Genomic DNA, 25,169 nt, shown 5'->3' with positions numbered 1-25,169 from the left:
ATCTCTTAAGTTACGCGTGGCACGGGCTTCCTGGGCAGGCGGGGGTATAGTGCTAGGTCGAAGATGCACCTCGGAGAGAAGATGGAGATGAAAGACACGTTATGCAGTTAGTGACTACCGAAGCTGAGTACACGATAGGCAAGCACGATACATGTCTGACTGCCCTGATGGCTACCGCTAAAGCCCGCCCGTATGGGGTGATGTTTACCAGGCCTAAGAATTTCGAGTGGGTCAATGTCTCCGCTAAGGAATTCATCGACGAGGTTTTCGAAGTAGCCAAAGGCTTTGTAGCCAACGGGGTGCAGCAGGGCGATCGCATTGCATTGCTCTCTGAGACTCGCTACGAGTGGTCGCTCCTCGATTTTGCCATCTGGGCGGCGGGAGCGGTGAGTGTGCCCATTTATGGTTCCTCCTCGATCAGTCAAGTGCAGTGGATTATTGAAGATTCGGGTGCGGTTTTCGCCGTGACCGAGACACGTGAGCATACCGAGCTCATGAAGAACCTCGTCCTCGACGAGTCGGGCACACCGCCACTTCTTCGGTCCACCTCGCAATTGCGCCGGGTACTCGAGATTAATGCCTCCGCTATTTCAACGTTAAAATTTGAGGGCCGCGATATACCCGATGAGGATATTTCCTCCCGCATCGCTGCAACTAAGAGCTCCGATCTCGCGTCGCTGGTCTACACGTCCGGTACGACAGGGCGGCCGAAGGGATGCCGGTTAACACATAAAAACTGGCTTGCCGAAGCGTGGGGATTATTAACCAACAAAATTGGCAGCATTGCTGCTCCGGGAACTCAGGTGCTTACCTTCCTCCCGCTCGCGCACGTTTTCAGCCGATCTGTATCACTTGCGGTGGCAATCAGTGGCGCCACGCAATCGCACTGGTCAGATTTCTCCACTCTCGGCGTGCAATTCCAACGCTCTCGCCCCAATCTTATCTTGGGGGTCCCTCGAGTTTTTGAAAAGGTGCGCAACTCCGCAGCGGCTAATGCCGCGGAGGGGGGACCGGTGAAGGCGGCGCTATTTGCGCGTGCAGAAAGAGTTGCGATCGAATATTCCAAAGCACTCGACGATCCTGAGGGGCCATCTCGGGTATTAAAGATTAAACATGCAGGCTTTGATAAATTGATCTATGCGAAGATTCGCCAAGCCATGGGTGATTCAGTGAAATATGCCATCTCCGGCGGCAGTGCGATGGATCCAGAATTGATGCACTTCTTCCGCGGGATAGGAGCCCGCATCTACGAGGGTTATGGCCTCACTGAAACGGCCGCTGCCGTAACAGTGGACTTCGAGAATCAAAGGATTGGTACCGTTGGCCCACCCATCGGCGGAATGAGTGTCCGCATCGCCGAAGACTCTGAGATTCTCATCCAAGGTCCCACTGTGTTTGATGGTTACTGGAATAACCCCGAAGCCACCGACAAAGTCTTTGACGAAGAGGGATGGTTCCACACAGAAGACCTTGGCGAGTTGAGCCCCGAAGGTCACCTCATTATTACTGGGCGGCAAAAGGATCTCATTGTCACTGCCGGCGGCAAGAATGTTTATCCCGGCCCCATGGAAGACTCGCTACGATCTCATCCGTTGATCTCTCAAGCCATGGTGGTTGGTGACGGCAAACCCTTCGTGGGCCTATTGGTCACACTCGATGAAGAGGCCATGAAACGGTGGAAATTGAATATGAATATTCCGGAATCGCGCAGCATCGCCGATCTCGCTACCAACCCTATGCTGCGGGCTGAAATACAGGATGCCGTCAATCAGGCCAATGCGAGTGTTTCGCATGCGGAAGCGATCAAAAAATTCTATATTTTAGATCGCGATCTCACCGAGGGTGATGATGAACTCACCCCCACCATGAAGGTAAAGCGCGCCGTGGTACAGCGCCGCTACGCAGCCGAGATTGAGCACCTCTACCAGCGCAATCAGTAATCTTCCAGGGTGCGCTTGAGTAGCGAAGAAGAAATTATAAAGGGGGCACGGCGAGCCGTGCCCCCTTTGCTTGTCAGATGTTTTAGAGTGATCGAAGCGAGGGCGACAACCTAGGAGTGCCGCCTACAGGTCTCGACAAAAAAAGGGGGTGTAAACGGGTGCTACATGTTTTCGATGCAACCGTTCGACACCTGCAACTAACTCAGGAAATCTTTAATATCGGCGATGAAGTTGCCACCTATATCGAAAACTTGGCCGAAGCCATCGCCGATTGGGATGCCGAATTGGTTGAGGATTGCCTCGAAGAATTTTCCCTGATTGTCGAAGACGCTCGCGATGATTCTCGGCGCGTGATGGCCGAGCTGATCGGCTTGCGTCAGGCCCTAACCTCTGGTCTTGCCTCTGGAACAGTATCTATGGCTGCGCCGCGATTAAAAGAGACGGATCGGCCCGTGATCGTCAATAGCGCTAGTCTCAGAGAACGTTTTCCGCTCCGGCAATCGCCGGTGAGTGTTCAAGAACTGAGCATAGCCTTGCGGGCTCGCACTGAATTCATAGGCGAATATTTAGACCATATTGTGCAGTGGGAACTCAAAGAAACGGAACGCGCGGCTCGCGACGTTGACAGCCTTAGTCTGCCGCTGCTGTATGCCCGCACCTTTGAAGCAGTCACAGCGGCCAGCGATGCCTGGTTGCAGACGGTAGCAACCGAACACCCACGTTTTACCGCTGGGCTGCGCGGATCTCACCCACCGGCTTTCTTGAGTGAGCGGGCGCGTATCGATGCTGTGGTGGCTCGGGTCAAAGCCAAAAAACACAACAAAGTATCCTAGGTTCAGATGTTCGGCGTATATATCCACGTCCCCTTTTGTCAATCCCGGTGTGGTTACTGCGATTTCAACACCTACGTCCCAGGCGAATTAGGTGCGTTTTCACCCGCTACATACCTTGACGCCCTGGAGCGCGAGCTTCAGCTCATGGTTCAAAGCTACGATATAGGTCCAGCACATACCGTTTTTATTGGTGGGGGAACCCCATCAGTTCTCGGGGCTAAGGGGCTGAGCCGAATCCTCGATGCGATTAGATCTACGTGCGGAATCGCCCGTGGTGCGGAAATAACTACGGAATCCAATCCCGAGTCAACCTCACCCGAGTTCTTTGACTCTCTGCTGAAGGCGGGGTTCACCCGACTCAGTCTCGGCATGCAATCTGCGAGCCCTAGGGTTCTTAAAGTTCTTGAGCGCCAACACACCCCCGGGCGCGCCTTCGAGGCGGTGCGGGAGGCTCAGCGGGCGGGCATTAACCATATCAATCTGGACATGATCTATGGCACCCCCACTGAACGCGACTCAGATATACGCGCCACCCTCGAGCAGATCCTTGCTTTAGATATCGACCATATCTCGGCCTATTCCCTAATTGTCGAGGACGGCACGAGGATGGCCCGGAAAATTAGAAACGGCCATATTCCCGCACCAGATGAAGATATTTACGCTGACCGCTTTGAGATGATCGATCGTGCCTTACAGGCCGCAGGCTTTGATTGGTACGAGGTCTCTAACTGGGCAAAAAAGGGCGGGCAGTGCCACCATAATCTAGGTTATTGGCGCAATCACGACTGGTGGGGAGCAGGGCCAGGGGCTCACTCGCATCTAGACGGCACACGCTTTTATAACGTTAAACACCCCGCGCGGTATGCGCAGATGATCAATGCAGGTCAGTTGCCTATCGCAGAACGCGAGGTGCTGAGCACTCAAGAGCGCCACGAAGAGCAAGTCATGTTGGGGCTTCGGCTTAAGGAAGGTTTGGGAAAAGAGCATTTCAACGAGCTGGAGGTGCAGGTGATTCAGCGGTTCGCCGAACGCGGCCTCCTGACGGTGGGGCAGCGCGTCGCGGTCAGTGATAGGGGGCGACTACTTGCCGACGGAATGATTGCAGATATCCTAGTAGCAGGAGAAAGGTAGGGATATGAGCACACTGAAGCGTCGGCAAGAAGTGTTGCGTGCAATCGTCGCCGATTATATTCGCTCCCAAGAACCTGTTGGGTCGCAAGCCTTACTCGATCGCCATCAACTCAACGTGTCCTCCGCGACCATCCGCAATGATATGGCCGCACTAGAGGCAGAAGGCTATATCGCGCAGCAACATAAGAGTTCAGGCAGAATTCCGACGCATAAAGGCTACCGGCTTTTTGTCGACTCACTGCACGAGGTAAAACCCCTGAATCCCGCGGAGCGTCGGGCAATCTCGAGCTTCCTCGAAGGGGCCATCGACCTTGAAGAGGTGCTCAAGCGCTCGGTCCACCTGCTCGCGCAGCTCACGCATCAGGTGGCAGTGGTGCAAATGCCGACTTTAAAAGCGGCGCGCGTTAAGCACCTCGAATTGGTGACTCTCAATCCCACCAGGCTGCTCTTAGTGCTGATCACCGATACCGGTCGCGTAGAGCAGCGCATTGTCGACCTCGACGCCGCTATCGACGAGGATCAAGTAGCGCGCCTGAAATATCTGATTAATAGTGCCTTGGACGGTGTCTTCTTATCCGAGGCCGCCCTAGCGCTCAGCGGGCTGATGGCCCGTGCTGAAGCAGATTTAAGCCCGCACCTCATCAGCTGTGTGAGTGCGTTGGTCGATACTTTTATCGAGCACCCTAGTGATCGCCTCATCTTGGCTGGAACCCCGCACCTGCAGCGTTTCTCCGCTGATTTCCCCCGTGTTCTGGAGGCACTCGAGGAGCAAGTCGTGGTGCTGGAACTTTTAGCGAATGTGCAAGATCTCGGGACAACGAGCGTGATGATTGGCGAGGAAACCCGTGACGATAAGATGCGCGAAGCATCTGTGGTGGCCACCAGCTATGGGGTGGGCGGTCTGGGGGTTGTAGGGCCCACCCACATGGACTACCCAGCAACAATGGCCAAGGTACAGGCGGTAGCGCACTATGTCTCTAAGGCTGTGATCAATTACTAGAAGAAGAAAAATCTAAGGGACCTAGAGCGAGAGGATCGATTACGCTTGAGCTTGCTAGCTTAAGCGCTATCGATATGAGAGCGGCCCTGCGTCGGAAAACTTATTGTTAGAGACCTGAGAATTTTCGCCCACACTCGACGCGGCGCAGCCCAAAGCCTTAAGAATCATCAGCCAACGATGGTTAATACCTATAAGGGATGATGACAGCGGGCAGTAGATTCGATTTTTATCTCCAGTATGGCCAAAAATGCTCCGAAAATAAGGGTTGAGCTTTCGTTTTGCAAGGGAAAATGGTGGGAGCTATATTTTTCTGGACATATTTACCAATCTCTAGTGCCCACGACAGGAAAGGTCATCTCATCATGAAGCCTCGTATCTTCGCTGGTTCGCGATCCATCACCCGGTTTGGAGCTGCCGGCCTCCTCGCGGTTCTTACCGCTGGCCTCATCGCCCCTGTGTCCCAAGCCCAAACCCAGCCTCCACAGGGAGTTGAATTTCCGTGGCGCACAGTCGCTTGCGATCATGTCTCCACCCATCCTGAGGTCACCGTGTCATGGCAGGATCGCGATGCGCGCGCTGGCGATACAATTTCCTACGAACTGGGAATCCGTAATAATGGCTTCTCTCGTGGGCCGTTCTATGTCGGTGTCACAGCTGATCCCTTCCTCAATTTCCACACCAACAGTGATAACCTCTTCCTGTTGTACCTACCTTGGCACGTCAAGGATGGACGGCGAGATCCGGTAGTCGAGAACGGATCATCGATCTATCTCACTTATACTCGCACGCTGACTCACGAAGATATCGCCGCTGGCACCGCACACCTAGAAGTGTCTGCACCGATTAGCGAGGGCCCCTCGGCTGAACCGATCTGCTCGGCGATCTTCACTCTCGACACTCCATTGATATCGAAGCGCCATGCACCCAGCTCCACACCGCGTCCTCATGCACCCAGCTCGACGCCACGTCCTCATTCTCCCAGTAGCACCCAAGAGAAGCCCGCTGTAGAAAAGCCACGGCCTATCCCTACCGCTACCAAAAACCAGCCTCAACCTTCTCAGCCTTCGCAACCTGCTCAGCCACTTCCTCCGGCAGACCAAGACTCCCCTCAGCAGTCCACCGGAAGTAGCCGCGGCGCCATCATTGGCTCAGTGATCGCAGCACTCATTTCGATTGTGGGAATCTTTGGTGGGCTATTCAATCACTTCCTCCTCGGCCGGTAGTATGAGTTTCTCTCTCCCGCCCCTCGGTCAAGTTAGCCGAGGGCGGTTTATCCATTGAGGGCGATTAGGGCCTAGTTATGGGAACGTGACTAGAATGTGCTTTTTAGACACGATCACCGTTTCGAACTAGTAGATAATAAAGGACTTTTTGTGGCTCGCGATTACTACGGCATTCTCAATATCTCCAAGGATGCATCTGATAACGAAATCAAGAAGGCCTACCGTAAGTTGGCTCGTAAATACCACCCGGATGTCAATGACACCCCAGAGGCGGCAGAGAAATTCAGTGATATCTCCCTCGCCCAGGAGGTTCTCCTCGACCCGGAAAAACGTCGCATTGTCGATATGGGCGGTGACCCCATGCAGCAGGGCGGCGGGGGACAGCACCCGGGCTTCGGCGGCGGTTTCGGAGATATTTTCGACGCCTTCTTCGGTGGCGGTGGTGGCGGACGGGGCCCAATAAGCCGGGTACGCCCAGGCGATGACGCCCTGGTGCGGTTGTCGATCACTCTCGAAGACGCTTTCCAAGGTGTCGATGAGGAGATCACCATCGACACCGCCGTGGTCTGCGATATCTGCCACGGTTCGGGATCGAAAACCAAGGCTCAGCCCGTCAGGTGTTCTCGATGCCAAGGCTCGGGTCATATCGAGCAGATGCAGCGCTCCTTCCTCGGCAATATGCTCACCACCGTCGCATGCCCAGTCTGCGAGGGCTTCGGCGATATCATCGAAGACCCGTGTGATAAGTGTGCCGGCCACGGCCGGGTGCGCACCCGACGCAATAAGTCGGTTCGTATCCCAGCGGGCATTGCCAGTGGTATGCAACTGCGTTTAAGTGGCGAGGGTGAGGTGGGCTTGGGCGGTGGCCCTGCCGGTGATCTGTATATCGAGATCACCGTTGCACCGCATCCTATCTTCGAGCGAGAAGGCGATCACCTCCATTTCCGGGCCAATATCCCGATGGTTGATGCGGCCTTAGGCACCGACTTATCAGTAACAGGTCTGGACGGGGCCGAGATCACTTTCGAGATCCCAGCCGGTACCCAGCCCGGTGAAGTTGTCACTATCGAGGAAAAGGGCATGAAGCAGCTGCGCGCGGACAGCTTCGGCAATATGATTGCCCATATCAATGTCATGGTTCCGCGAGAATTGGATGAACAATCGCGCAAGATTCTGCAGTCTCTGCGAGATCACCGCCAAGATTTAGCACAAGTCCATGAATCCGCGGATGATAATTCATTCTTCTCGCGGATCCGTAATAAATTCCGGAAGTAGTCATGTCACTACCAGTATTCCTCCATTCCGCCCCGCTGCCCCAAACAGGCGCCGTTGAACTAACAGGGTCGGAAGGGCGGCATGCGGTGAGCGCTAAAAGGATTGGAATCGGGGAACATATTGAGCTTGTCGACGGCCACGGTTCCCGGGCGTTGATCGAGGTTCAGGAGATTTCGGGCAAAGATACTCTGCGGGGAATGATCCTCCAGTGCGATAAAGAAATTCCTCAGTGCCCACATATTACGGTGATTCAGGCGCTGCCGAAGTCTGAACGCAGTGAGCTCACCGTCGACCTGCTCACCCAAGCTGGTGCGGATGCCATCGTGCCATGGCAGGCGAGTCGGTGCATCGCTCAATGGTCGGGGCCTAAAGCGGACAAGGGAATAAAGAAGTGGCAATCCGCAGTCCTAGCCGCCGCAAAACAATCCCGGCGAAGCTATCTCCCCGAGATCTATCCCCTGAGTTCGACACCTCAATTAAGGGAGATTTGCACCGAAATGGACCTGGTCCTCGTGCTGGCGGAGGATTCTGCGCAACCTATTGCTCAGGCTCTGCGTGATTATCCCCACGTCCAGCGCTTAGCACTCATTGTTGGCCCGGAGGGGGGAATCAGCCCAGAGGAATACCAGGTTTTCATCGACCTCGGAGCGCATTTGGTCAAATTGGGCCCCGAGGTACTGCGCACCGCTGCAGCTGGAATGGTGGCCTTAGCGGCTCTGGGCGTACTCACCCCACGGTGGTCGCTCTGATACTGTGAGGTGGACATCATACTTGTGGAAGGTAAATTTTTTTGACTCAGATAGTACGCACGGTCGAAGTAGATAGTAATCATGCGCCGGTAATTTTCGGCATTAATGATCGCCATATCAAGGTCTTAGAAGACCACCTCGATTGCAGCATTCATATACGCGGAACTGTTGTCACCCTCAATGGGGTGGATCATGAGGTCTCCAGGGCGATCAAAGTGCTCAAGGAATTGCAGTCTATGGCGCGCCGCGGAGTGGAGATCACACCAGATGCTGTGAAACATACGCTGTCGATGATTACCATTGAGTCCCCCCAGTCAGTAGCCCGGGCGCTCGCCAGCGATATTGTGGTGCGCCGCGGAAAGTCAGTGCGCCCCAAAACTTATGGCCAAAAGGAATATGTGGACGCGATCGACGATAATACGATCGTCTTCGGGCTGGGTCCTGCGGGCTCGGGTAAGACTTATCTCGCCATGGCTAAGGCTGTCCAAGCTCTCCAAGCTAAGCACGTGAGCCGCATCATTTTGACTCGCCCTGCTGTTGAAGCAGGGGAGAAGCTGGGCTTTTTACCCGGCACTCTTAACGATAAGATTGATCCCTACTTGAGGCCTTTGCACGATGCACTGCGCGATATGGTGGAGCCGGAAGTTATTCCTAAGCTCATGGAAGCAGGGATTGTCGAGGTGGCTCCGCTTGCATATATGCGCGGCCGCACCCTCAACGATGCCTTTGTCATCTTGGATGAAGCTCAAAATACGACTGCGGCTCAAATGAAAATGTTCCTGACCAGGCTTGGATTCGGTTCCAAGATGGTTGTTACAGGCGATATCACCCAGGTGGATCTTCCTGGTGGCCAAAAGTCTGGACTGCGCCTCGTGCGCTCCATTCTGCGTGGGGTGGAAGGTGTCCACTTTGCTGAACTCGGTGCTGAGGATGTGGTGCGTCACCAGCTCGTCGGTCGCATCGTTTCTGCTTATGATTCCTATGAGGCCGCGGAAGAAAAGCGTCGACAAGAAAGATAACAATGAGCATCGAAATTCTCAACGAATCTGGGTATACGCTCATCAATGAGGTAGCACTCGTCGATTGCGCTCGTTTTGTGTTGCGGGAGATGGATATTCACCCGGAGGCGCTCTTGACTATTTCGTTGGTGGGTACCGCCACGATGAGTGATTTGCATATGCAATGGATGGACCTGCCGGGACCGACGGATGTTTTGAGTTTCCCCATGGATGAACTCACTCCGCATTCGCAGCGCCCAGATGCTGTGGACCTAGGGCCAGCAATGCTCGGCGATATTATTTTGTGCCCCGAATTTGCCGCTCAACAGGCTGATAAAGCCGGCCACGATCTCGCCCATGAATTGGCGTTATTAACCGTGCACGGCTGTTTGCATCTCTTAGGCTATGACCATATTGAGCCGCGCGAAGAGCAATATATGTTTGCCCTCCAGAATGATTTATTGCGGGATTGGTACGACGATTGCGCCGCGCGCGGTCTGGACTTCCAGCCTCGCCCTGAAAATGAGGGGGCTTTTCCCACCGCGGCCCAGCGGTTGGCCCTCGATCAACAGATGGACTCTGAGCAGTCAATCCCTGCTATTGGAGAACAGTGAACTCGCTTAGCCTCATCGTCATTATTGTCTTAAGCCTCCTGATCGCCACAACTCTAGGCGTCATCGAGGCCGCTATCGCGCATGTCTCCCGAGCGCGAGCGATCAAAGATGTCAAAGATGCCCCCACCCAGACCCATAAGAGCCTGGTTAAGGTTCTAGAGCGCCGCGAAGAACACAGTAATATACTTGGTCTCGCTCGTACCCTCTTCGGTGCTATCGCAGCCGTGAGTGCGGGCTTCCTCGCTGACTCCACGTGGCACCATTGGGGAATCTCGGTGGGCCTGGTTTTTGCCACTCTTATCGCCTATATGCTGCTGGCCGTTATTTCTAATTCCATTGGCCGGGCCGCCCCTTATGCGATTAGCGTGAATGCGGCAATCTTTCTGAATACGCTGGCCGTCATCCTAGGCCCGCTAACTCGGGTTTTAGTCTATGTGGGAAATCGCATAGCGCCCGGCGCTGGCTATGGAGATGGTCCGTATTCGACGGAGATCGAGCTGCGTGAGATGGTCGATATCGCCTCGCAGCAGGGCGTCATGGAAAACGAAGAACGGCGGATGATCCAAAATGTCTTCGATCTAGCTGATACCACGGCCCGCGAAGTGATGGTGCCGCGCCCTGAAATGGTGTGGTTGAACTCCGGCATTACTACCCGCCAGGCCACGGGAGTCTTTGTGCGCTCGGGTCTGTCTAGGCTTCCTGTAATCGGGGAGAATGTGGACGATATCGTCGGTATTGTCTACCTCAAGGATGTGATGAAAAATACCTTCCTCAACGATGATGCCGGCACTACACCTATCGACGATATCCTCAGGCCAGCAAAATTCATTCCAGATTCAAAAAAACTCGATATTTTACTGCAGGAGATGCAAACCGAGCGTTTCCACCTGGCCATCCTCATCGACGAATTTGGAGGAGTTGCTGGCCTGTTGTCGATCGAGGATATCTTGGAGGAAATCGTTGGCGAGATCGCTGATGAATACGATCAGGAAGAACTGGCTCCAATCGAGGATCTCGCCGATGATTCTTATAGCTACCGCGTGGTGGCACGCCTGAATCTCGAGGAACTAGTGGAGCACATCCGAGAAAAGCACGGCATTGACTTCGAATTCTCAGATGAAATTGAAGACCAGGTGGAAACCGTGGCGGGGCTCATCTCCTTCGAGGAAGGCCGCGTGCCCTTGCCTGGCACGGTCGTTGAAACTAACGGTCTGCGTTTACAGGCCGAAGGGGGACGGGACACGCGTGGGCGGGTACGTGTGCGCTCTGTTCTGGTCACCCTTTTGGACACGCATCAAGAATGAGGGATTTTTGAATAAAAGTCCACTGATGTGGACGTTTTCGATGAAATCCATTATTAATAACACCTGGGTGAGGGCGTGAAGCCGGCTCACCCCTTATGATAAAGCAGTACCTTTGTACCTCACTTCAAGGAGAATTGATGAGCAGCGAAAAGTTTACTGGTACCGCGCGTGTTAAACGTGGCCTAGCGGAGATGCTCAAAGGAGGCGTGATCATGGATGTGGTCACCCCGGAGCAGGCCAAGATCGCCGAGGACGCGGGAGCCACCGCTGTGATGGCACTCGAGCGTGTGCCAGCCGATATTCGTGCCCAAGGTGGGGTATCGCGCATGTCAGATCCCGATATGATCGACGGCATCATCAACGCCGTCACCATCCCCGTGATGGCCAAAGCGAGGATCGGACACTTCGTGGAAGCTCAAGTACTGCAATCTCTAGGGGTAGACTTCATCGATGAGTCGGAGGTGCTCAGCCCTGCCGATTACACCAACCACATCGATAAATTCGCCTTCGACATCCCATTCGTCTGCGGGGCAACCAATCTCGGAGAGGCATTGCGCCGCATCAACGAAGGTGCAGCTATGATTCGCTCCAAGGGTGAGGCAGGCACCGGTGATGTATCCAATGCAGTCACTCATATGCGTACCATTCGTGCTGAGATCAATCGCCTCAGCTCCATGTCTCGTGATGAACTCTACGTGGCGGCCAAGGAGCTCCAAGCCCCTTATGAATTAGTCGTGGAGGTAGCCAGCACTGGGAAACTCCCAGTTGTGCTCTTTACTGCTGGAGGCATTGCCACCCCAGCTGACGCCGCCATGATGATGCAGATGGGGGCGGAGGGAGTCTTTGTCGGCTCTGGCATCTTCAAGTCCGGTAATCCAGAACAACGGGCCCGCGCAATTGTTCAGGCAACCCAAAATTATGACGACCCCGATACGATCGCTCGCGTTTCCCGCGGTCTGGGCGAAGCCATGGTGGGCATTAATGTCGATGAGATCCCCGTATCGCATCGCTTGGCCGAGCGCGGTTGGTAGATGATCGGCATCTTGGCGCTCCAAGGGGGCGTCAGCGAACATGCTCGCATGCTCGAAATTTTGGGTCGGGAGTACCGGTTGGTTCGCCGGGTCGAGCACCTTGAGGGGCTTACCGGGATTATCTTGCCAGGCGGCGAATCCACTACGATATCGACCTTGCTCGAATTAGGGGGCCTATTAGAACCGCTGCGCCACCTGGTGCAGCAGGGCTTGCCCGCCTATGGCACATGCGCTGGCATGATCCTCCTTAGTTCACGTGTGCTTGATACCAGAGCAGATGCGCACTGCCTAGGGGCACTAGATATAACGGTGCGTCGCAATGCATTTGGGCGTCAAGTCGATTCATTCGAGGAAACTCTCGATATAGCTGGTAAGAAGGTCAATGCAACCTTTATCCGGGCTCCCTGGGTGGAGGAGATTGGCCCAGGCGTCGAAGTTCTCGCTCGTACCGCGAACGGGGCGATTGTGGCGGTAAAGCACAATCATGTGCTTGCTACTAGTTTTCATCCCGAGCTGGGACAAGATACCACGGTCCACGAGCTCTTTATCGACATGGTGGATAATTCCACTTCCGCCTAGGAGCGTGGAAGAATACTCGATATGAGCATTCTTTCGATTCAATCCCACGTTTCCTATGGGCACGTGGGTAATTCTGCGGCAGTTTTCCCCCTCCAGCGTATCGGCCACGAGGTGTGGCCCGTGCATACCGTTAATTTTTCTAACCATACCGGTTACGGAGATTGGGGTGGTCAGCTCATTCCGGCTGACCACGTTCGCGATGTCATAGCCGGAATTTCCGCCCGCGGTGCTTTCGCCAATATCGAGGCCATTATCTCGGGCTATCAGGGTGGATCCGATATCGCTGAGGTTATCACCGAGACGGTTGCTGCGATAAAGAGAAAGAATCCTTCAGCTCAGTATGCCTGCGATCCCGTTATGGGTAATGCGAAGTCGGGGTGCTTTGTGTCGGAATTAATCCCGCCCTTGCTCCGCGACGTCGTCGTGCCTGTGGCAGATATCATCACCCCCAATCAGTTTGAACTGGGCTATCTCACGGGGATGGAGGCGAGCGATCTTGAGTCCACTATCGCTGCAGCTGATAAGGCGCGCGCCCTCGGTCCGCATACGGTTCTAGTGACCTCTGTGATGCGTCCGGGCCGGCCAGAGCACACCGTGGAAATGGTGGTTGTTAATGATGAGGGTGCGTGGATCATCCAAACCCCTTATCTCGACGTTAAGCGTAATGGCTCCGGGGATGTCACCGCAGCTTTATTTACCGGCCACTATATTCGCGATTTCGATGCCAAAAAGGCATTAGAAAAAACAGCGGCCGCCATCTTTGATCTTATTTCGATGACGTACGAAGAAAACTCTCGGGAATTGCTGTTGATTAAGGCCCAAGATTCCTTTGTGAATCCACACCATCACTTTGTGGCGTCGAAAATCCGCTAAGCTAAAGAAATCCCAACACTCAATCTAAGGAGAAGGGTGAATTTTACCGATACCCCCGAGGGATTCCGCTCCGGTTTCATCTCATTTGTAGGACGACCCAATTCGGGAAAGTCCACGCTCACCAACGCACTGGTGGGAGAAAAGATTGCGATTACCGCCAATCAGCCCGAGACAACCCGCCACCCCATTAGAGGCCTGGTGCACCGCGACAACGCCCAAATCATCGTCGTGGATACCCCGGGTCTACACCGCCCGCGCACGCTTTTGGGTGAGCGCCTCAATGAGGTGGTCAAAGATACCTATGCGGATATGGATCTGATTGCGGTCACGATCCCAGCCGATGAAAAGATTGGGCCGGGTGATCGCTGGATTGTGGACAATATTCGCAGCGTCGCCCCGAGAACGCCTCTGATGGGCATTGTGACCAAGGTGGATAAGGTCAGCCGCGATCAAGTGGCCGTGCAGCTGATGGCTTTGCATGAACTTCTCGGTAGTGAGTGCGAGGTGGTACCAGTCTCGGCGATCACGGGTGAACAGCGTGAGGTACTGATCGATGTGATTATCAATCAGCTTCCCGAGGGCCCGAAATTTTACCCCGATGATCACATCACCGACGACGATACCCCCACTCGGATTGCGGAGATCGTGCGCGAGGCCGCACTTGCTGGCCTCAAGGAAGAATTGCCTCACTCGGTGGCCGTGGAGGTTGACGAGATCATCCCGAGCACCGAACGTGAGGGAGTTCTCGATGTTCATGTTGTGATTTATGTGGAACGCCCGGGGCAGAAGAGCATTATTATCGGTCGCGGCGGACGCGGTCTGGGCCGGATCATTTTTAAAGCTCGACCCAGAATTATCGAGCTACTTGGCAGCAATGTTTTCCTTGACCTGCGGGTGAAGGTGTTGAAGAACTGGCAGTCTGATCCAAAGCAGCTCGGTCGCCTTGGATTCTAGTGGCTAGACAATCATATAAGGTGCGCGCGGTTGTCGTGCGCACTTATGATTTTGGAGAAGCCGATCGTATCGTTGTTCTCTTAAGTAAAGAGCATGGCATTATCCGTGCGGTAGCTAAGGGAGTCAGGCGCGCAAAAAGCCGCTTCGGATCGAGGCTGCAGCCCTTTGTGGAGATAGATGTACAGCTTTATCCGGGTCGTAATCTAGAGACTCTTACCCAAGCAGATACGGTGCGTTTTTTTGCCACCGGAATTGTGGAGGATTCGCAGCGTTTTATTGCCGCCACAGCAATTCTTGAAGTGGCGGAGCGCCTGGCTGAAGATGATCTTTATGATCTCGTTCTCGACCATATCGAACTGATGCGGCAGACGGCTTATCCCACGGTCGTCCTGGATGCATTCTTATTGCAAGCCATGCATATCGCGGGTTGGGCGCCCAGCCTCTTCCTGTGTGCGCAATGCCAGAAACCGGGGCCCCATCATGCTTTTCACCCGGCACCTGGGGGTGCGGTATGTGTGAATTGTCGGCCCCCCGGTTCCAAGGAATTAGATCCCGAAGCCTTGCATATAGCGTGGCTTCTCGAGCATCAATTCCTTGACAACGCGATCGAGATCATTGCGCAATCTTCGCATTTTCAGGCCGAAGTTCATCAGTTCGTGCGCCTCCATTTTCAGTGGTATGCCGAACGCAAAATTGCCGCCTTAGAAGTTCTCGATCAGGTTTAGGACTCGGCTGTCGCTAATGGCAAGATAGGAGAGGTGAGCGATAATCTACAGGCACCTCAAATAGATCCGCAGTTTATCCCCAATCATATCGCCCTCGTTATGGATGGCAATGGGCGGTGGGCTACGCAGCGCGGCTTAAAGCGTACCGAAGGGCACCAGCGCGGCGAAGCCGTACTGTTGGATATGGTCTCTGCTTGTTTAGCGCTAGGGGTGAAAAATCTCTCCGCCTATGCTTTTAGCACCGAGAACTGGCGGCGCAGCGTAGAAGAAGTGCGCTTTCTCATGGGCTTTAACCGTGATGTATTATCGCGCCAAAAAATGTGGCTTCATGAGCGTGGGGTGCGAGTTCGCTGGGTTGGCCGGCGCCCACGGCTATGGCGCAGTGTCATTAACGAACTTGAAGCGGCGGAAGAGCTCACCAAGAATAATGAGGCGATGACGCTGTATATGTGTGTTAATTACGGTGGTCGCGCGGAGATCGTGGACGGGGTTCGCGATATTGCCCGGAAGGTTCAGCAAGGCCTTTTAGATCCAGAAGACATAACGGAGAAGAATTTTCACATCTTTCTCGACGAGCCCGATATGCCCGACGTGGACTTATTCCTGCGACCGTCGGGGGAAAAGCGAACCTCAAATTTTTTGTTATGGCAATCTGCCTACGCGGAAATGGTTTATCAGCATAAGCTCTTCCCCGATTACACACCTGCTGATCTCTTTGACGCAGTTATTGAATATGCTCATCGTGACCGTCGTTTCGGAGGAGTGAAGTGACCCCTACCCCGGATGCCAAAACAATCCGCAAATGGCAGCAGTATCTGGCCAATGAACGCGCCGAGGCCGCGGTTTATCGGCAGTTAGCTCATAAGAGAAGCGGTGAGGAGAAAGAGATCCTCTTAAGTTTGGCGCGTGCCGAAGAACGCCACGAGAAATACTGGCGCGAAAAGTTGGGTGATGATGTGGGGCTCCCGCGCCGCCCAGATTTTAGCACCTTAGTGCTGGCGTTTATGACCAAGCACTTCGGTTCTCTTTTTGCTCTTGCATTAATGCAGAACGCGGAAATGCGCAGTCCCTATGAGAAGGATGCGGATGCCACGGCGCAAATGCACGCTGATGAGATGATGCATGGCGAGGTCATTCGTGGTTTAGCTGCGGATGCCAGGGAGAAAATGAGTGGCTCCTTCCGTGCTGCTATTTTCGGTGCAAATGACGGCCTCGTCTCCAATTTGGCGCTCGTCTTGGGAGTGATGGGATCGGGCGTCGATTCTCGCTTCGTCCTTCTTGCGGGTATCTCTGGTTTGCTCTCAGGGGCTCTGTCTATGGCGGCCGGAGAATATATTTCGGTGAAGAGTTCTCAGGAGCTGCGCGAGGCGTCCGCCCCGGATCAGAAGGCGCAGCGCAGTGTGGCGGCACTCGATGTGGATGCCAATGAGCTCGCGCTGGTGTACCGAGCACGTGGATTAGGTGATCACGAGGCTCAACTCAAGGCGGAGCAGGTCTTAAATTCCTTAGCGGATTCCCATGATCAGGCGTTGATAGAAGAGTTTGGGGAGAACAGCGACATCGACTCCAAGGAAGCTATTCATGCGGCCATCTACAGCTTCTGTTGCTTTGCTGGGGGAGCATTTATCCCGCTTATCCCGTTTATCCTGGCTTTTCAATTTAGTGGCCTCGTCTTGGGTCTAGCAGGCATTATATTAGTTGGCATCGCCCTGATTGCTACGGGTAGTCTCACCGGTGTACTCTCCGGGAAACCTCCTGTGTACCGGGCGATCCGTCAACTGCTAATAGGACTCGGTGCTGCAGGTATCACCTATGTATTGGGTATGGCCTTTGGCACGATTATCGGCTGAACCCAGGGTTAGTGCCCTGGGTTAGGGGCTAGATAGTTGCGGCGCACTGTGAGCACGTGCCGTATATTTCGGCGTCATGTCCTGTAAGGGTGAAGCTATGGGCGCGGGAGACATCCTTCGCCCACTCTTCGACCGGGCCACCTTCGACCTCAACTGTGTGTCCACATTGGGTGCACACGAGGTGGTGATGGTGAGCGTTATTGAGGCATTGCCGATAAAGGGTTTCGCCGTTGGACATGTGCAAAGCGTCGACTGCTTTGATCTCAGTCAGCGACTGCAGGGTGCGATAAACGGTTGTCAACCCTACCTTGAGATTTCTCTTGGTGAGTTCCTCGTGGATCGTTTTTGCGGAGGCGAAATTATCAAAGTCGCGAAGAACAGTGACGACAGCGGCGCGTTGGCGGGTGCTGCGGACACCGAGCTTCGGAACCCTCGGTTCTAAAGTGCGGTTCATGATTCCATTCCCTTTTATGATTTTTTAGCTTCATACGCGCCTGTCAGAGCGCTATTGGCACCAGGTAGGGTGTCAGACCTAGGAGGTGGTAGATGAAGCAAAACGTTGCTATAGCTAGAAGTAAACAGGCCACGTGATGGAAAATTTCAAGAGCCTGAGCTGACTAGCTTCCATAGGGTGCTCACTGGTCGCGGGGACCGGTCAGCTGGAACAAACAGCACTTTACAGTCTAGCTATGACTCAAATCATACTAGATTTCGCTTTCATTAGCCGCAAAATGCCATCATGGGTTACGGTTTGATCCCGGATTTTCCGAGGGGTTGTTTTTTGTTTTAAAAGATATTTATCTCGATGATTCCGCTTGCATGGTGACCCGTTGAACAATGTCGAGCGCGAGGGGATTGCTAATGTGGTAAACGATTTTTCGGCCTTTTCGGGTACTACCCACGATGCCAGCTGTACGAAGTATCTTCAAGTGCTGGCTAATGAGCGGTTGGCTGCAGTCTAAGTGTTCGGCAATTTCGTTAACAAATAGGGGGCCGCCGCTTAAAAGCTGGATGATGCTTAAACGAGTGCTGCAGCTAAGGGAGGTAAAAAACCCCGCAGCCATTGTGAAATCGTGGCCCCAATTCATCGAGGTATTGCGGTTTTCTTGGGTACCGGTTAATGATCCCATCATCTCTCCATCAGTCGTTGCGTTTGGCTAACTAAACACTGTTCAATCGATATATCCCCTTCGGTGTTAATGGAGGTGGAAAAATCGATAGGTCAACAGTGGTTACGTGTATATACCTAAACTGTAGCGTTCCTGATACTTAAATATAGCGGAGATTCTACCTCGTACCACTTCCTCGCTCAGAACTTTAAGAACTGCTCCCGAACAAAAGCCCATATATAAGGTATTTGGCCTGTTTGTTTACTTAGGTAAGCCTTATACTTCTCAAAAGTGCTTGCCGTAGGGCACCAATTCTCTTAGGGAACTCGTGGAGGAGATTCTCTTCGGCAATCGGCTTAGGCTTCTCAGTCAAGAACTAGTAAAGTTGGAGGAACTCCCCGCGATTAACTGGGGGAAGGCTAATTACTAAGAAACCTCAAGGAGACCTTTTTCCATGGCTCAAAGCTCAGTCATTGATACCGTAGTAAACCTCTGCAAACGCCGCGGCCTCGTATACCCGTGTGGCGAAATCTACGGTGGCACCCGCTCCGCGTGGGACTACGGCCCCTTGGGTGTCGAGCTCAAAGAAAATATTAAGAAACAGTGGTGGCGCACCTTCGTTCAAGGTCGCGCCGATATGGTTGGGCTCGATTCTTCTATTATCCTGCCGCGCCAAGTCTGGGAGGCCTCCGGCCACGTAGCCACATTCACCGACCCCCTCGTGGAGTCGTTGCACACCCACAAGCGCTACCGCGCCGATCACCTAATCGAAGCTTACGAGGCTAAGCACGGCCACAAGCCCGAAAATGGCCTCGCTGATATTCCCGACCCAGAAACCGGACAACCGGGTGCGTGGACCGAACCCCAGATGTTCTCCGGACTGATGAAAACCTTCCTCGGCCCAGTCGATAATGAGCAGGGGCTACACTATATGCGCCCCGAAACTGCTCAAGGTATCTTCGTCAACTTCAAAAACGTCATGACCACCGCCCGCATGAAACCACCCTTTGGAATCGGCCAGGTTGGTAAAGCCTTCCGCAACGAAATCACTCCGGGCAACTTCATCTTCCGAACCCGTGAATTCGAGCAAATGGAGATCGAGTATTTCGTACCTGAAAATCAGGCTCAAGAAAAATTCGACCAGTGGGTTAATGACTGTTGGAACTGGTTCATCGACCTCGGTATTAACCCCGACAATATGCGTCAGTTTGATGTCCCAGAGGAGGAGCGCGCTCACTATTCCGCCGGCACCATCGACTTCGAATACCGCTTTGGCTTCAAAGGTAGCGAGTGGGGCGAATTAATGGGCGTGGCTAACCGTACCGACTATGACCTCGGCTGCCATATTGAGCATTCCGGTGAGGACCTCTCCTACCACGACCAGGTCAACGGCGAGCGTTATGTCCCACATGTCATCGAGCCCTCCTTCGGCCTCACCCGCGCCATGATGGCGTTCCTATGCGATGCCTACTACGAGGATGAAGCCCCGAATGCCAAGGGCGGGGTGGACAAGCGCGTAGTTTTACGCCTCGATCGCCGTTTGGCTCCCGTCAAGGTCGCGGTATTGCCACTATCGAAAAAAGACACCTTAACCCCAACAGCAGAGCGCATTGCGCAATCGCTGCGGAAATTCTGGAATGTCGATTATGATGTCGCGGGTGCTATTGGACGCCGCTATCGTCGACAAGACGAGATCGGCACCCCCTTCTGCGTTACGGTCGATTTTGATTCACTCGATGATGACTCCGTAACCGTGCGCGAGCGCGATACCATGGAGCAAGAACGCGTCAAGATCTCCGAACTGGAGTCCTATCTAGCCGCCCGATTGGTAGGTTGTTAACAAATATGTCCGATCCCATATACACCCAGTGGGCCAAGCGCACGGGCGAGTTTGCACGCCTGCTCGACCCCGTGGAAGATGAAATCGCGGTATTCCCACTCAAGGTCGGCTCCGAGCCCGATACTGCCATGGTGGGAACTAGTCCGTGGAAGGTACGCGCCGATAAGAACGAGCTCGAGGCCACGCTGCCAACCGCGCAGGTGTATCGCGCAACCACTGGCGATAAGCCCTTTGGTCGATCGCATGAGATCACCATCGATCTTGCCGGAACTAAAATCCGAGCCGTCAATGAAGGTGGTCAAGATTGGGTATACCTCGACGCCACCAATCGCAAAGTCGGGCAGTTTTCTGGCGGCAATAACGGGGTTCGGAAAGCCATTACCGAATTCGCCGACGAGACCGGGCGCAGTACCGACGATATTCTAAGCCCTGAGCAGCGCGTATTCCTCTCGTGGGTGACTCGCACGCAATTAGAGTCGAAGATGATGTCAATGACTCTGGCGCTCATCCTCACCTCCCTCATGGCCATTGCGATTACAATATTCACCCTGCTGACCTAATCGCACTGACCCAATAAAAAAGATCCGGTTCACATAGCCTGTGAACCGGATCTTTTTGGGACTAGAAGCTGCCTCCGCGGGAGCCGCCACCGCCGAAACCGCCGCCGCGGGAGCCGCCCCCAAAACCGCCTCCCCCAAAGCCTCCGCCGCCGAAACCGCCACCAAAACCTCCGCCGAAGCCCCCGCCGCGGCGGCCACCGCTCAGAAGTTCATTAATGACCATTCCGGCGACAAATGAACCTGTTCCACCCCCGGAACGCGGAGTGGAGTGACGCATCCGGTAATCGTCATCATCGCGTTGCGCTAAGGTGAGCGCGGACTGGGCTAATTGAGCCGCCTGCCTTGCGTAATTAATAGCCTGACGGGTATGACGGTTACGTTCATTTTCAGCCTGTGCATAGGACCGCTCAGCCTCCGCCAACTTGGTGCGCGCCCCCGCCCGGACGATGCGCCCTCGCGTAGAAATCAGATCCCGCGCGGCCCGAATATGAGCAGCAGCGACATCAGCTTGTTGCGTATATACCTGCAGAAGGCGAGCATGACTTGTGGTACCCTCCTGGATTTGCTCGAGCATCTCATCAAGACGCGCATCGCAATCACTCAATAGAGTCCAGGTACCCAGGGGATCAGTCTGGGCATTCGTCCGAGCTTGCTCAACCACGTGGCGCGCCTGCTCAATAGTCTCTTCCACAGCCTGCCAATTCATCGGAGTCCCCTGAGATTCGCCCTGCGCGCGAATATCTATGGCTTGCTGGATCTCCTCCTCAATTTCGGTAATGAGACCTCCGATGCCTGCACGCGCGCGACTAATATCACTGTGCGCATGTTCGATAGCTTTAAGCATCCGATCAGTTTGCGCACTCGCGGCTTCGGCCAGGCGAATGGCATCGACGAGCCCACCTTGTTCACCTGCGGGGCGATTAAGGAGACTGCGCCCGATATCAAGCTGCTGGTCAGCTTCTTTGAGGGCGGCTTGGGCGATCTCAATATTATGAGCGATCGGGCTTAAGATTGGCTCCTCAAATTCTTCCTTGAGGGCGTCGAGCTGCGCCTCAGCCTCAGGGAGACGTGCATATAATTCCACTGTCTCTCGCGTAATTCGGTCTAAATTATCCTGGGCGTGGACAAGTAGGTTGCGCAACTGGGCAAAATTATTTGCCTGTGCCTCGAGTGCATCATCGGCTTGGCCACACGAGGAAATAATATCGACGAGCAATCCGCGTTTTTCGACCTCGCCCGCATAGAGGCCGCCGTCGAGTTGGCGCTTTAATTCAAAGGCCTTCTGCAAGGTATGTGTGGAATGATTCATTGCGCTGGTGAAGGCCCGAGTGCGTTCGGCCCCAAATTCTGCCATAGCGATATCGAGCTCGGTGCGCGCCCGCTGAATCGATTCATCGGTACTCACCAACTCCTCAGCAGCAAGCTGCTCTAAAGTATCCAGCGGTAGTTGCTGCAACGCAGAGGGCTGGGCGGGATCAAGAGCGCGCGCCTTCTCTAAAATCTCCTGAGAAGATTTCTTCGACTTCCGACGAGTTGCGGCATATATCCCCCCTCCCGCCAGGGCAGTGGCGCCGAGACCTCCGACAACCCATCCCCACGAACCGTCTGAGTCCGAGGCAGGATCTACGGCAATCATGGTGCCGGCAGGATGTGCGGCATCCATCAACGCCACGGCAGATCCCGCAAAATCTCTCGCACTCAACGCCTGCGAGGAGGCATTCCACATGGCATCGAGCTCAGCGGAACTAAAGCCAGAGCCACCGGTAAAACCATAACTATTCGCCCCAATCACCATAATGATATCCCGGGGGCGCGCCGCACCCTCATTGAGGACCTGCTCACTCCAAGCCTCGGGGGTCAAGCCATCAAAATCATTGACCATTACCAAGGTAAACGTGCCATCCTCACCGGCAGCATAATCAGCAGCACGCTCATTAATCCACTCGATATCATTGGCGCTTAAGCGATCGGTGAAATCAGTCACGACTTGGGGATAGCTCACCGCGGGTTCCGCGATAACGTTCAGGGTGCTGGCATAGGCCAGGGGAGCAGCTGCTAAGAATCCGCAGACGCTGAATCCCAAGATCCCCACGGCAGTAGTAAAGGTGCGTGATAGCAATGATGTCATACCCTCTACAATAGCTAATCACAGCCATATCTCTAGGGGCGATTACACTGGCACCCATGTTTCGTCTCGTCCTCCTCCCGCCCTTTTTTCTAGGCCTCACGATCTGGAGCTACGGGGTGCTGCGCACAGGCAGCGTGCCCCATACGCACGCCCCGTTTCTCGTACTAGGTGCAGCCCAAAAAGAGGGCCGGCCATCGCCCATATTCGCCCAGCGCCTTAAGTGGGCTGCAGAGCTTCACCAGCGTGATCGCAATCAAGAGATCATGACGGTGGGCGGAAAGATGCCGGGAGAATCCCACTCTGAGGCCGACGTGGGCCGCCAGACTCTTGAAGAGATGGGGGTAGCAGCGGACAAGATCCGGGTGATCGCCTCAGGTCATGACACCCGCGGCTCCCTTATCGATGTCGCAGCTATGTGCCCACCACCGTGGATCGTGATTACTCACCCCTCCCATGCCTTGCGGGTGCGTCTTTTGGGGGAACTGGAAGGCTTTGATTTTCAGCTGTCACCTACGCCTTATCATTCAGGTGTAGTAAAAGTGGGTCCGCTCATTCACGAAATGGGAGGAGTGACAGTATTAGCAGTTGAGCGCTTTATCTCGCCCAGGCTGGCCAAAGTCGTCCAGCGCTGGCTTCGCCGCCTCCAGGCATACTTCACACCACACCGCCTTGCTCGGGCAAAGCTATTGGAAAAAGCCTTAGAATAGGTGCATGATTTCCGCATACGGCTACTCCGACCATGACCGTCAGCGGCTTTATGAGGAGCCTGCTAAGCACCACGGTTTGGCTTCCACCCCTGAGGAACGCGGACCGTTCGCCCGTGATCGCGCACGGGTCCTGCACTCAGCAGCCCTGCGGCGCCTTGCTGACAAAACCCAAGTCGTAGGTCCCCGCGACGGAGACACCCCCCGCACTCGGCTCACCCATTCGCTCGAGGTAGCTCAGATTGCCCGCGGTATCGGGTCGTCCCTGGGGCTGAATGCCGATCTCTGCGAGATGGCCGGACTCACCCACGATATTGGGCATCCGCCTTACGGCCACAACGGGGAACAAGCCCTCAATATGCTCGCCACCGAGTGCGGAGGCTTCGAAGGTAATGCTCAGACCCTGCGCATCCTAAGCCGCTTAGAACCAAAAGTGCTTCTTGATTCAGGGGAGAGTGTAGGACTCAACCTCACGCGCGCCAGTTTGGATGCGGCATGTAAATATCCACGCACACGCACCAACCCTGACGGCAGCACCAACCGTAAATACGGCTGCTATGACGAGGACGCGGAGCTTCTTGAGTGGGTGCGCGCCGGACATGAGGATCAACAAAGCTCCATGGAAGCCCAAACTATGGATTTTTCGGACGATATCGCCTACAGCGTTCACGATGTCGAGGACGGGATCGTGTCCGGCCGCATTGATCTAGCAGTGCTCTGGGATTTCGTCGAGCTGGCTGCGCTTGCGGATAAAGGTGCGGAGGCTTTCGGAGGTAATATCGACGGCCTCATCGATGCAGCCGGCGCACTGCGGGAATTACCGGTGGTCAAACGCGCCGCAGACTTCTCGGGGACTTTTCAAGGCTATTGTGATCTCAAGGCTTTGACCTCGCAGCTCGTTGGTCGGTATATCTCGGCGGTAGTCGCCGCAACCCGGTTAGCCAACGATATGCCCGTCGGACGCTGCTTAGGCACACTCGTGGTACCTGAGACCGTTGTGAACGAAGTCACCTTACTCAAAACCATTGCGGTGCTGTATGTTATGGAAGACGAGCACCACCAGCAGCGTCAAGATCGACAACGCGATCGACTCTTCCGAGTCTATGATTATCTTGAGGCCTCGGGTCCAGGTGCCCTTGATCCGCTCTACGAATATTTTTTCGAGCGGGCCCAAACCTCAGCCCAGCGTCAGCGGGTAATAATCGATGCCATTGCCTCCATGACAGAGTCGCGCCTCGAGCGAGTGGCGCACCGTAGCGCTGAGCTACGGTCCTACTTCAGTTAGGCGATTACTCTCCGCATCAGGGATCAGGCAGAAAGACTGATAATGATCGGGGGAGAAGTACCACCTATCCGGGTCTGTGTCACTTCCACCACCTGTGACGATGCGCAGGGGGCCGCGATGGTTGAGGCCTGGAGTTTTAACTGTGTACTCGCGGTACTGCGAGTCTAAAGGAAGCAATCCCTCGTAATTGCCAAAGTGCCGATTATCATCGGCCGGAAAATCATACGGCCCACCACTGCGGATATCGCGGATAGTCTCCCACGCTTGGTCGGGGAGATCTTTAACATAACACTCGGAAAAAGCATTACCTGGAAAATCTGGGTAGCTCATATCGGTGTTAAACTCTTCGCCGAAGAAAAACATGGCTATTATCATCACACCACCGAGGGCTACGAGGAGTCGACGCATAGTTATATATTCTCGCAGATTTTTAAAAAAAAATTAGTGCAAGAAAGCAGAGCTGC

Annotated in this window: 25 protein-coding genes; 21 read left to right on the top strand and 4 right to left on the bottom strand. The window is 54.4% G+C overall.

Going from position 1 to position 25,169, the window contains the following annotated elements:
• Positions 1 to 101 precede the first annotated feature (101 nt).
• The 17 genes from NXS13_RS08105 (at position 102) to NXS13_RS08025 (ending at position 17,079) form a co-directional block, all read left to right on the top strand.
• Positions 102 to 1,940 carry a long-chain fatty acid--CoA ligase gene (locus tag NXS13_RS08105; protein WP_259079888.1) on the top strand — a complete coding sequence of 613 codons (1,839 nt, stop codon included), beginning with the start codon at positions 102 to 104 and terminating at the stop codon, positions 1,938 to 1,940.
• 158 nt (positions 1,941 to 2,098) lie between these two features.
• Positions 2,099 to 2,773, top strand: a complete 675-nt coding sequence (locus NXS13_RS08100) for a hypothetical protein (RefSeq protein WP_259079890.1) — start codon at positions 2,099 to 2,101, stop codon at positions 2,771 to 2,773.
• Between the two features lie 6 nt (positions 2,774 to 2,779).
• Positions 2,780 to 3,904: a radical SAM family heme chaperone HemW gene (hemW, locus tag NXS13_RS08095; protein ID WP_259079901.1), complete on the top strand. Its 1,125-nt coding sequence runs from the start codon at positions 2,780 to 2,782 to the stop codon at positions 3,902 to 3,904.
• Between the two features lie 4 nt (positions 3,905 to 3,908).
• Positions 3,909 to 4,904: a heat-inducible transcriptional repressor HrcA gene (gene hrcA, locus NXS13_RS08090; protein WP_259079902.1), complete on the top strand. Its 996-nt coding sequence runs from the start codon at positions 3,909 to 3,911 to the stop codon at positions 4,902 to 4,904.
• A 362-nt stretch (positions 4,905 to 5,266) separates the two neighbouring features.
• Positions 5,267 to 6,127, top strand: coding sequence for a hypothetical protein (locus tag NXS13_RS08085; protein WP_259289604.1), 861 nt, complete (start codon positions 5,267 to 5,269; stop codon positions 6,125 to 6,127).
• Between the two features lie 150 nt (positions 6,128 to 6,277).
• Positions 6,278 to 7,402: a molecular chaperone DnaJ gene (gene dnaJ, locus NXS13_RS08080; RefSeq protein ID WP_259079905.1), complete on the top strand. Its 1,125-nt coding sequence runs from the start codon at positions 6,278 to 6,280 to the stop codon at positions 7,400 to 7,402.
• A gap of 2 nt (positions 7,403 to 7,404) precedes the next feature.
• Positions 7,405 to 8,151, top strand: coding sequence for a 16S rRNA (uracil(1498)-N(3))-methyltransferase (locus tag NXS13_RS08075; RefSeq protein WP_259158685.1), 747 nt, complete (start codon positions 7,405 to 7,407; stop codon positions 8,149 to 8,151).
• A 41-nt stretch (positions 8,152 to 8,192) separates the two neighbouring features.
• The gene (locus NXS13_RS08070; RefSeq protein WP_259289603.1) at positions 8,193 to 9,170 is read left to right on the top strand and encodes a PhoH family protein; all 978 of its coding nucleotides are present in this window, start codon (positions 8,193 to 8,195) and stop codon (positions 9,168 to 9,170) included.
• Between the two features lie 2 nt (positions 9,171 to 9,172).
• Positions 9,173 to 9,763, top strand: a complete 591-nt coding sequence (gene ybeY, locus NXS13_RS08065; protein WP_259079914.1) for an rRNA maturation RNase YbeY — start codon at positions 9,173 to 9,175, stop codon at positions 9,761 to 9,763.
• Complete coding sequence (locus NXS13_RS08060; protein WP_259079916.1) at positions 9,760 to 11,067, top strand: hemolysin family protein; 1,308 nt, start codon at positions 9,760 to 9,762, stop codon at positions 11,065 to 11,067. The genes ybeY and NXS13_RS08060 overlap by 4 nt, the downstream gene beginning before the upstream one ends.
• 137 nt (positions 11,068 to 11,204) lie before the next feature.
• On the top strand, positions 11,205 to 12,098 hold the full coding sequence (gene pdxS, locus NXS13_RS08055; RefSeq protein WP_259079917.1) for a pyridoxal 5'-phosphate synthase lyase subunit PdxS: 894 nt from the start codon (positions 11,205 to 11,207) through the stop codon (positions 12,096 to 12,098).
• Positions 12,099 to 12,677 (top strand): pyridoxal 5'-phosphate synthase glutaminase subunit PdxT, encoded by a 579-nt coding sequence (gene pdxT / locus NXS13_RS08050; RefSeq protein WP_259289602.1) that lies wholly within the window; start codon positions 12,099 to 12,101, stop codon positions 12,675 to 12,677.
• A 21-nt stretch (positions 12,678 to 12,698) separates the two neighbouring features.
• Positions 12,699 to 13,550: a pyridoxal kinase PdxY gene (pdxY, locus tag NXS13_RS08045; protein ID WP_259079927.1), complete on the top strand. Its 852-nt coding sequence runs from the start codon at positions 12,699 to 12,701 to the stop codon at positions 13,548 to 13,550.
• A gap of 36 nt (positions 13,551 to 13,586) precedes the next feature.
• Positions 13,587 to 14,504 (top strand): GTPase Era, encoded by a 918-nt coding sequence (gene era, locus NXS13_RS08040; protein ID WP_259079936.1) that lies wholly within the window; start codon positions 13,587 to 13,589, stop codon positions 14,502 to 14,504.
• On the top strand, positions 14,504 to 15,229 hold the full coding sequence (recO, locus tag NXS13_RS08035; protein WP_259079938.1) for a DNA repair protein RecO: 726 nt from the start codon (positions 14,504 to 14,506) through the stop codon (positions 15,227 to 15,229). Before era ends, recO begins: the two co-directional genes overlap by 1 nt.
• Before the next feature lie 33 nt (positions 15,230 to 15,262).
• On the top strand, positions 15,263 to 16,000 hold the full coding sequence (locus NXS13_RS08030) for an isoprenyl transferase (RefSeq protein WP_259289601.1): 738 nt from the start codon (positions 15,263 to 15,265) through the stop codon (positions 15,998 to 16,000).
• Positions 15,997 to 17,079, top strand: a complete 1,083-nt coding sequence (locus tag NXS13_RS08025) for a VIT1/CCC1 family protein (RefSeq protein WP_259289600.1) — start codon at positions 15,997 to 15,999, stop codon at positions 17,077 to 17,079. The genes NXS13_RS08030 and NXS13_RS08025 overlap by 4 nt, the downstream gene beginning before the upstream one ends.
• 28 nt (positions 17,080 to 17,107) lie before the next feature.
• Here the strand turns inward: NXS13_RS08025 and NXS13_RS08020 are convergent, their stop codons facing one another.
• Together NXS13_RS08020 and NXS13_RS08015 are read right to left on the bottom strand one after the other, a co-directional pair.
• Positions 17,108 to 17,533, bottom strand: a complete 426-nt coding sequence (locus tag NXS13_RS08020) for a Fur family transcriptional regulator (protein WP_259079947.1) — start codon at positions 17,531 to 17,533, stop codon at positions 17,108 to 17,110.
• A 343-nt stretch (positions 17,534 to 17,876) separates the two neighbouring features.
• Positions 17,877 to 18,212, bottom strand: a complete 336-nt coding sequence (locus NXS13_RS08015) for a metalloregulator ArsR/SmtB family transcription factor (protein ID WP_259079948.1) — start codon at positions 18,210 to 18,212, stop codon at positions 17,877 to 17,879.
• A gap of 430 nt (positions 18,213 to 18,642) precedes the next feature.
• Between NXS13_RS08015 and NXS13_RS08010 the strand changes: the two genes are divergently transcribed.
• Positions 18,643 to 20,028, top strand: coding sequence for a glycine--tRNA ligase (locus NXS13_RS08010; RefSeq protein ID WP_259079949.1), 1,386 nt, complete (start codon positions 18,643 to 18,645; stop codon positions 20,026 to 20,028).
• 5 nt (positions 20,029 to 20,033) lie between these two features.
• Positions 20,034 to 20,588: a hypothetical protein gene (locus NXS13_RS08005; RefSeq protein WP_259079950.1), complete on the top strand. Its 555-nt coding sequence runs from the start codon at positions 20,034 to 20,036 to the stop codon at positions 20,586 to 20,588.
• A gap of 61 nt (positions 20,589 to 20,649) precedes the next feature.
• Here the strand turns inward: NXS13_RS08005 and NXS13_RS08000 are convergent, their stop codons facing one another.
• Positions 20,650 to 22,716 (bottom strand): TPM domain-containing protein, encoded by a 2,067-nt coding sequence (locus NXS13_RS08000; RefSeq protein WP_259289599.1) that lies wholly within the window; start codon positions 22,714 to 22,716, stop codon positions 20,650 to 20,652.
• A 56-nt stretch (positions 22,717 to 22,772) separates the two neighbouring features.
• Here NXS13_RS08000 and NXS13_RS07995 point away from each other — a divergent pair, with 56 nt between their 5' ends.
• Together NXS13_RS07995 and NXS13_RS07990 are read left to right on the top strand one after the other, a co-directional pair.
• On the top strand, positions 22,773 to 23,423 hold the full coding sequence (locus NXS13_RS07995; RefSeq protein WP_259158690.1) for a YdcF family protein: 651 nt from the start codon (positions 22,773 to 22,775) through the stop codon (positions 23,421 to 23,423).
• Positions 23,424 to 23,427: 4 nt separating this feature from the next.
• On the top strand, positions 23,428 to 24,705 hold the full coding sequence (locus tag NXS13_RS07990) for a deoxyguanosinetriphosphate triphosphohydrolase (protein WP_259158692.1): 1,278 nt from the start codon (positions 23,428 to 23,430) through the stop codon (positions 24,703 to 24,705).
• Here the strand turns inward: NXS13_RS07990 and NXS13_RS07985 are convergent.
• On the bottom strand, positions 24,685 to 25,113 hold the full coding sequence (locus NXS13_RS07985) for a ribonuclease domain-containing protein (RefSeq protein WP_259079963.1): 429 nt from the start codon (positions 25,111 to 25,113) through the stop codon (positions 24,685 to 24,687). The two genes, NXS13_RS07990 and NXS13_RS07985, sit on opposite strands and share 21 nt — an antisense overlap.
• Between the last annotated feature and the right edge of the window lie 56 nt (positions 25,114 to 25,169).

It is taken from the genome of Corynebacterium sp. ES2730-CONJ (assembly GCF_024834055.1).
GTDB lineage: Bacteria > Actinomycetota > Actinomycetes > Mycobacteriales > Mycobacteriaceae > Corynebacterium.
Note: the sequence above shows the minus strand (reverse complement) of the source record. Positions and strands in the feature narration are given on the sequence as shown.

Coding starts and splice junctions, on each gene's coding strand:
- NXS13_RS08105 (WP_259079888.1), top strand. CDS start 102: ATGCAGTTAGTGACTACCGAAGCTGAGTACACGATAGGCAAGCACGAT.
- hemW (WP_259079901.1), top strand. CDS start 2,780: ATGTTCGGCGTATATATCCACGTCCCCTTTTGTCAATCCCGGTGTGGT.
- hrcA (WP_259079902.1), top strand. CDS start 3,909: ATGAGCACACTGAAGCGTCGGCAAGAAGTGTTGCGTGCAATCGTCGCC.
- NXS13_RS08085 (WP_259289604.1), top strand. CDS start 5,267: ATGAAGCCTCGTATCTTCGCTGGTTCGCGATCCATCACCCGGTTTGGA.
- NXS13_RS08075 (WP_259158685.1), top strand. CDS start 7,405: ATGTCACTACCAGTATTCCTCCATTCCGCCCCGCTGCCCCAAACAGGC.
- ybeY (WP_259079914.1), top strand. CDS start 9,173: ATGAGCATCGAAATTCTCAACGAATCTGGGTATACGCTCATCAATGAG.
- pdxS (WP_259079917.1), top strand. CDS start 11,205: ATGAGCAGCGAAAAGTTTACTGGTACCGCGCGTGTTAAACGTGGCCTA.
- pdxT (WP_259289602.1), top strand. CDS start 12,099: ATGATCGGCATCTTGGCGCTCCAAGGGGGCGTCAGCGAACATGCTCGC.
- pdxY (WP_259079927.1), top strand. CDS start 12,699: ATGAGCATTCTTTCGATTCAATCCCACGTTTCCTATGGGCACGTGGGT.
- NXS13_RS08020 (WP_259079947.1), bottom strand. CDS start 17,533: ATGAACCGCACTTTAGAACCGAGGGTTCCGAAGCTCGGTGTCCGCAGC.
- NXS13_RS08015 (WP_259079948.1), bottom strand. CDS start 18,212: ATGATGGGATCATTAACCGGTACCCAAGAAAACCGCAATACCTCGATG.
- NXS13_RS08010 (WP_259079949.1), top strand. CDS start 18,643: ATGGCTCAAAGCTCAGTCATTGATACCGTAGTAAACCTCTGCAAACGC.
- NXS13_RS08005 (WP_259079950.1), top strand. CDS start 20,034: ATGTCCGATCCCATATACACCCAGTGGGCCAAGCGCACGGGCGAGTTT.
- NXS13_RS08000 (WP_259289599.1), bottom strand. CDS start 22,716: ATGACATCATTGCTATCACGCACCTTTACTACTGCCGTGGGGATCTTG.
- NXS13_RS07995 (WP_259158690.1), top strand. CDS start 22,773: ATGTTTCGTCTCGTCCTCCTCCCGCCCTTTTTTCTAGGCCTCACGATC.
- NXS13_RS07990 (WP_259158692.1), top strand. CDS start 23,428: ATGATTTCCGCATACGGCTACTCCGACCATGACCGTCAGCGGCTTTAT.
- NXS13_RS07985 (WP_259079963.1), bottom strand. CDS start 25,113: ATGCGTCGACTCCTCGTAGCCCTCGGTGGTGTGATGATAATAGCCATG.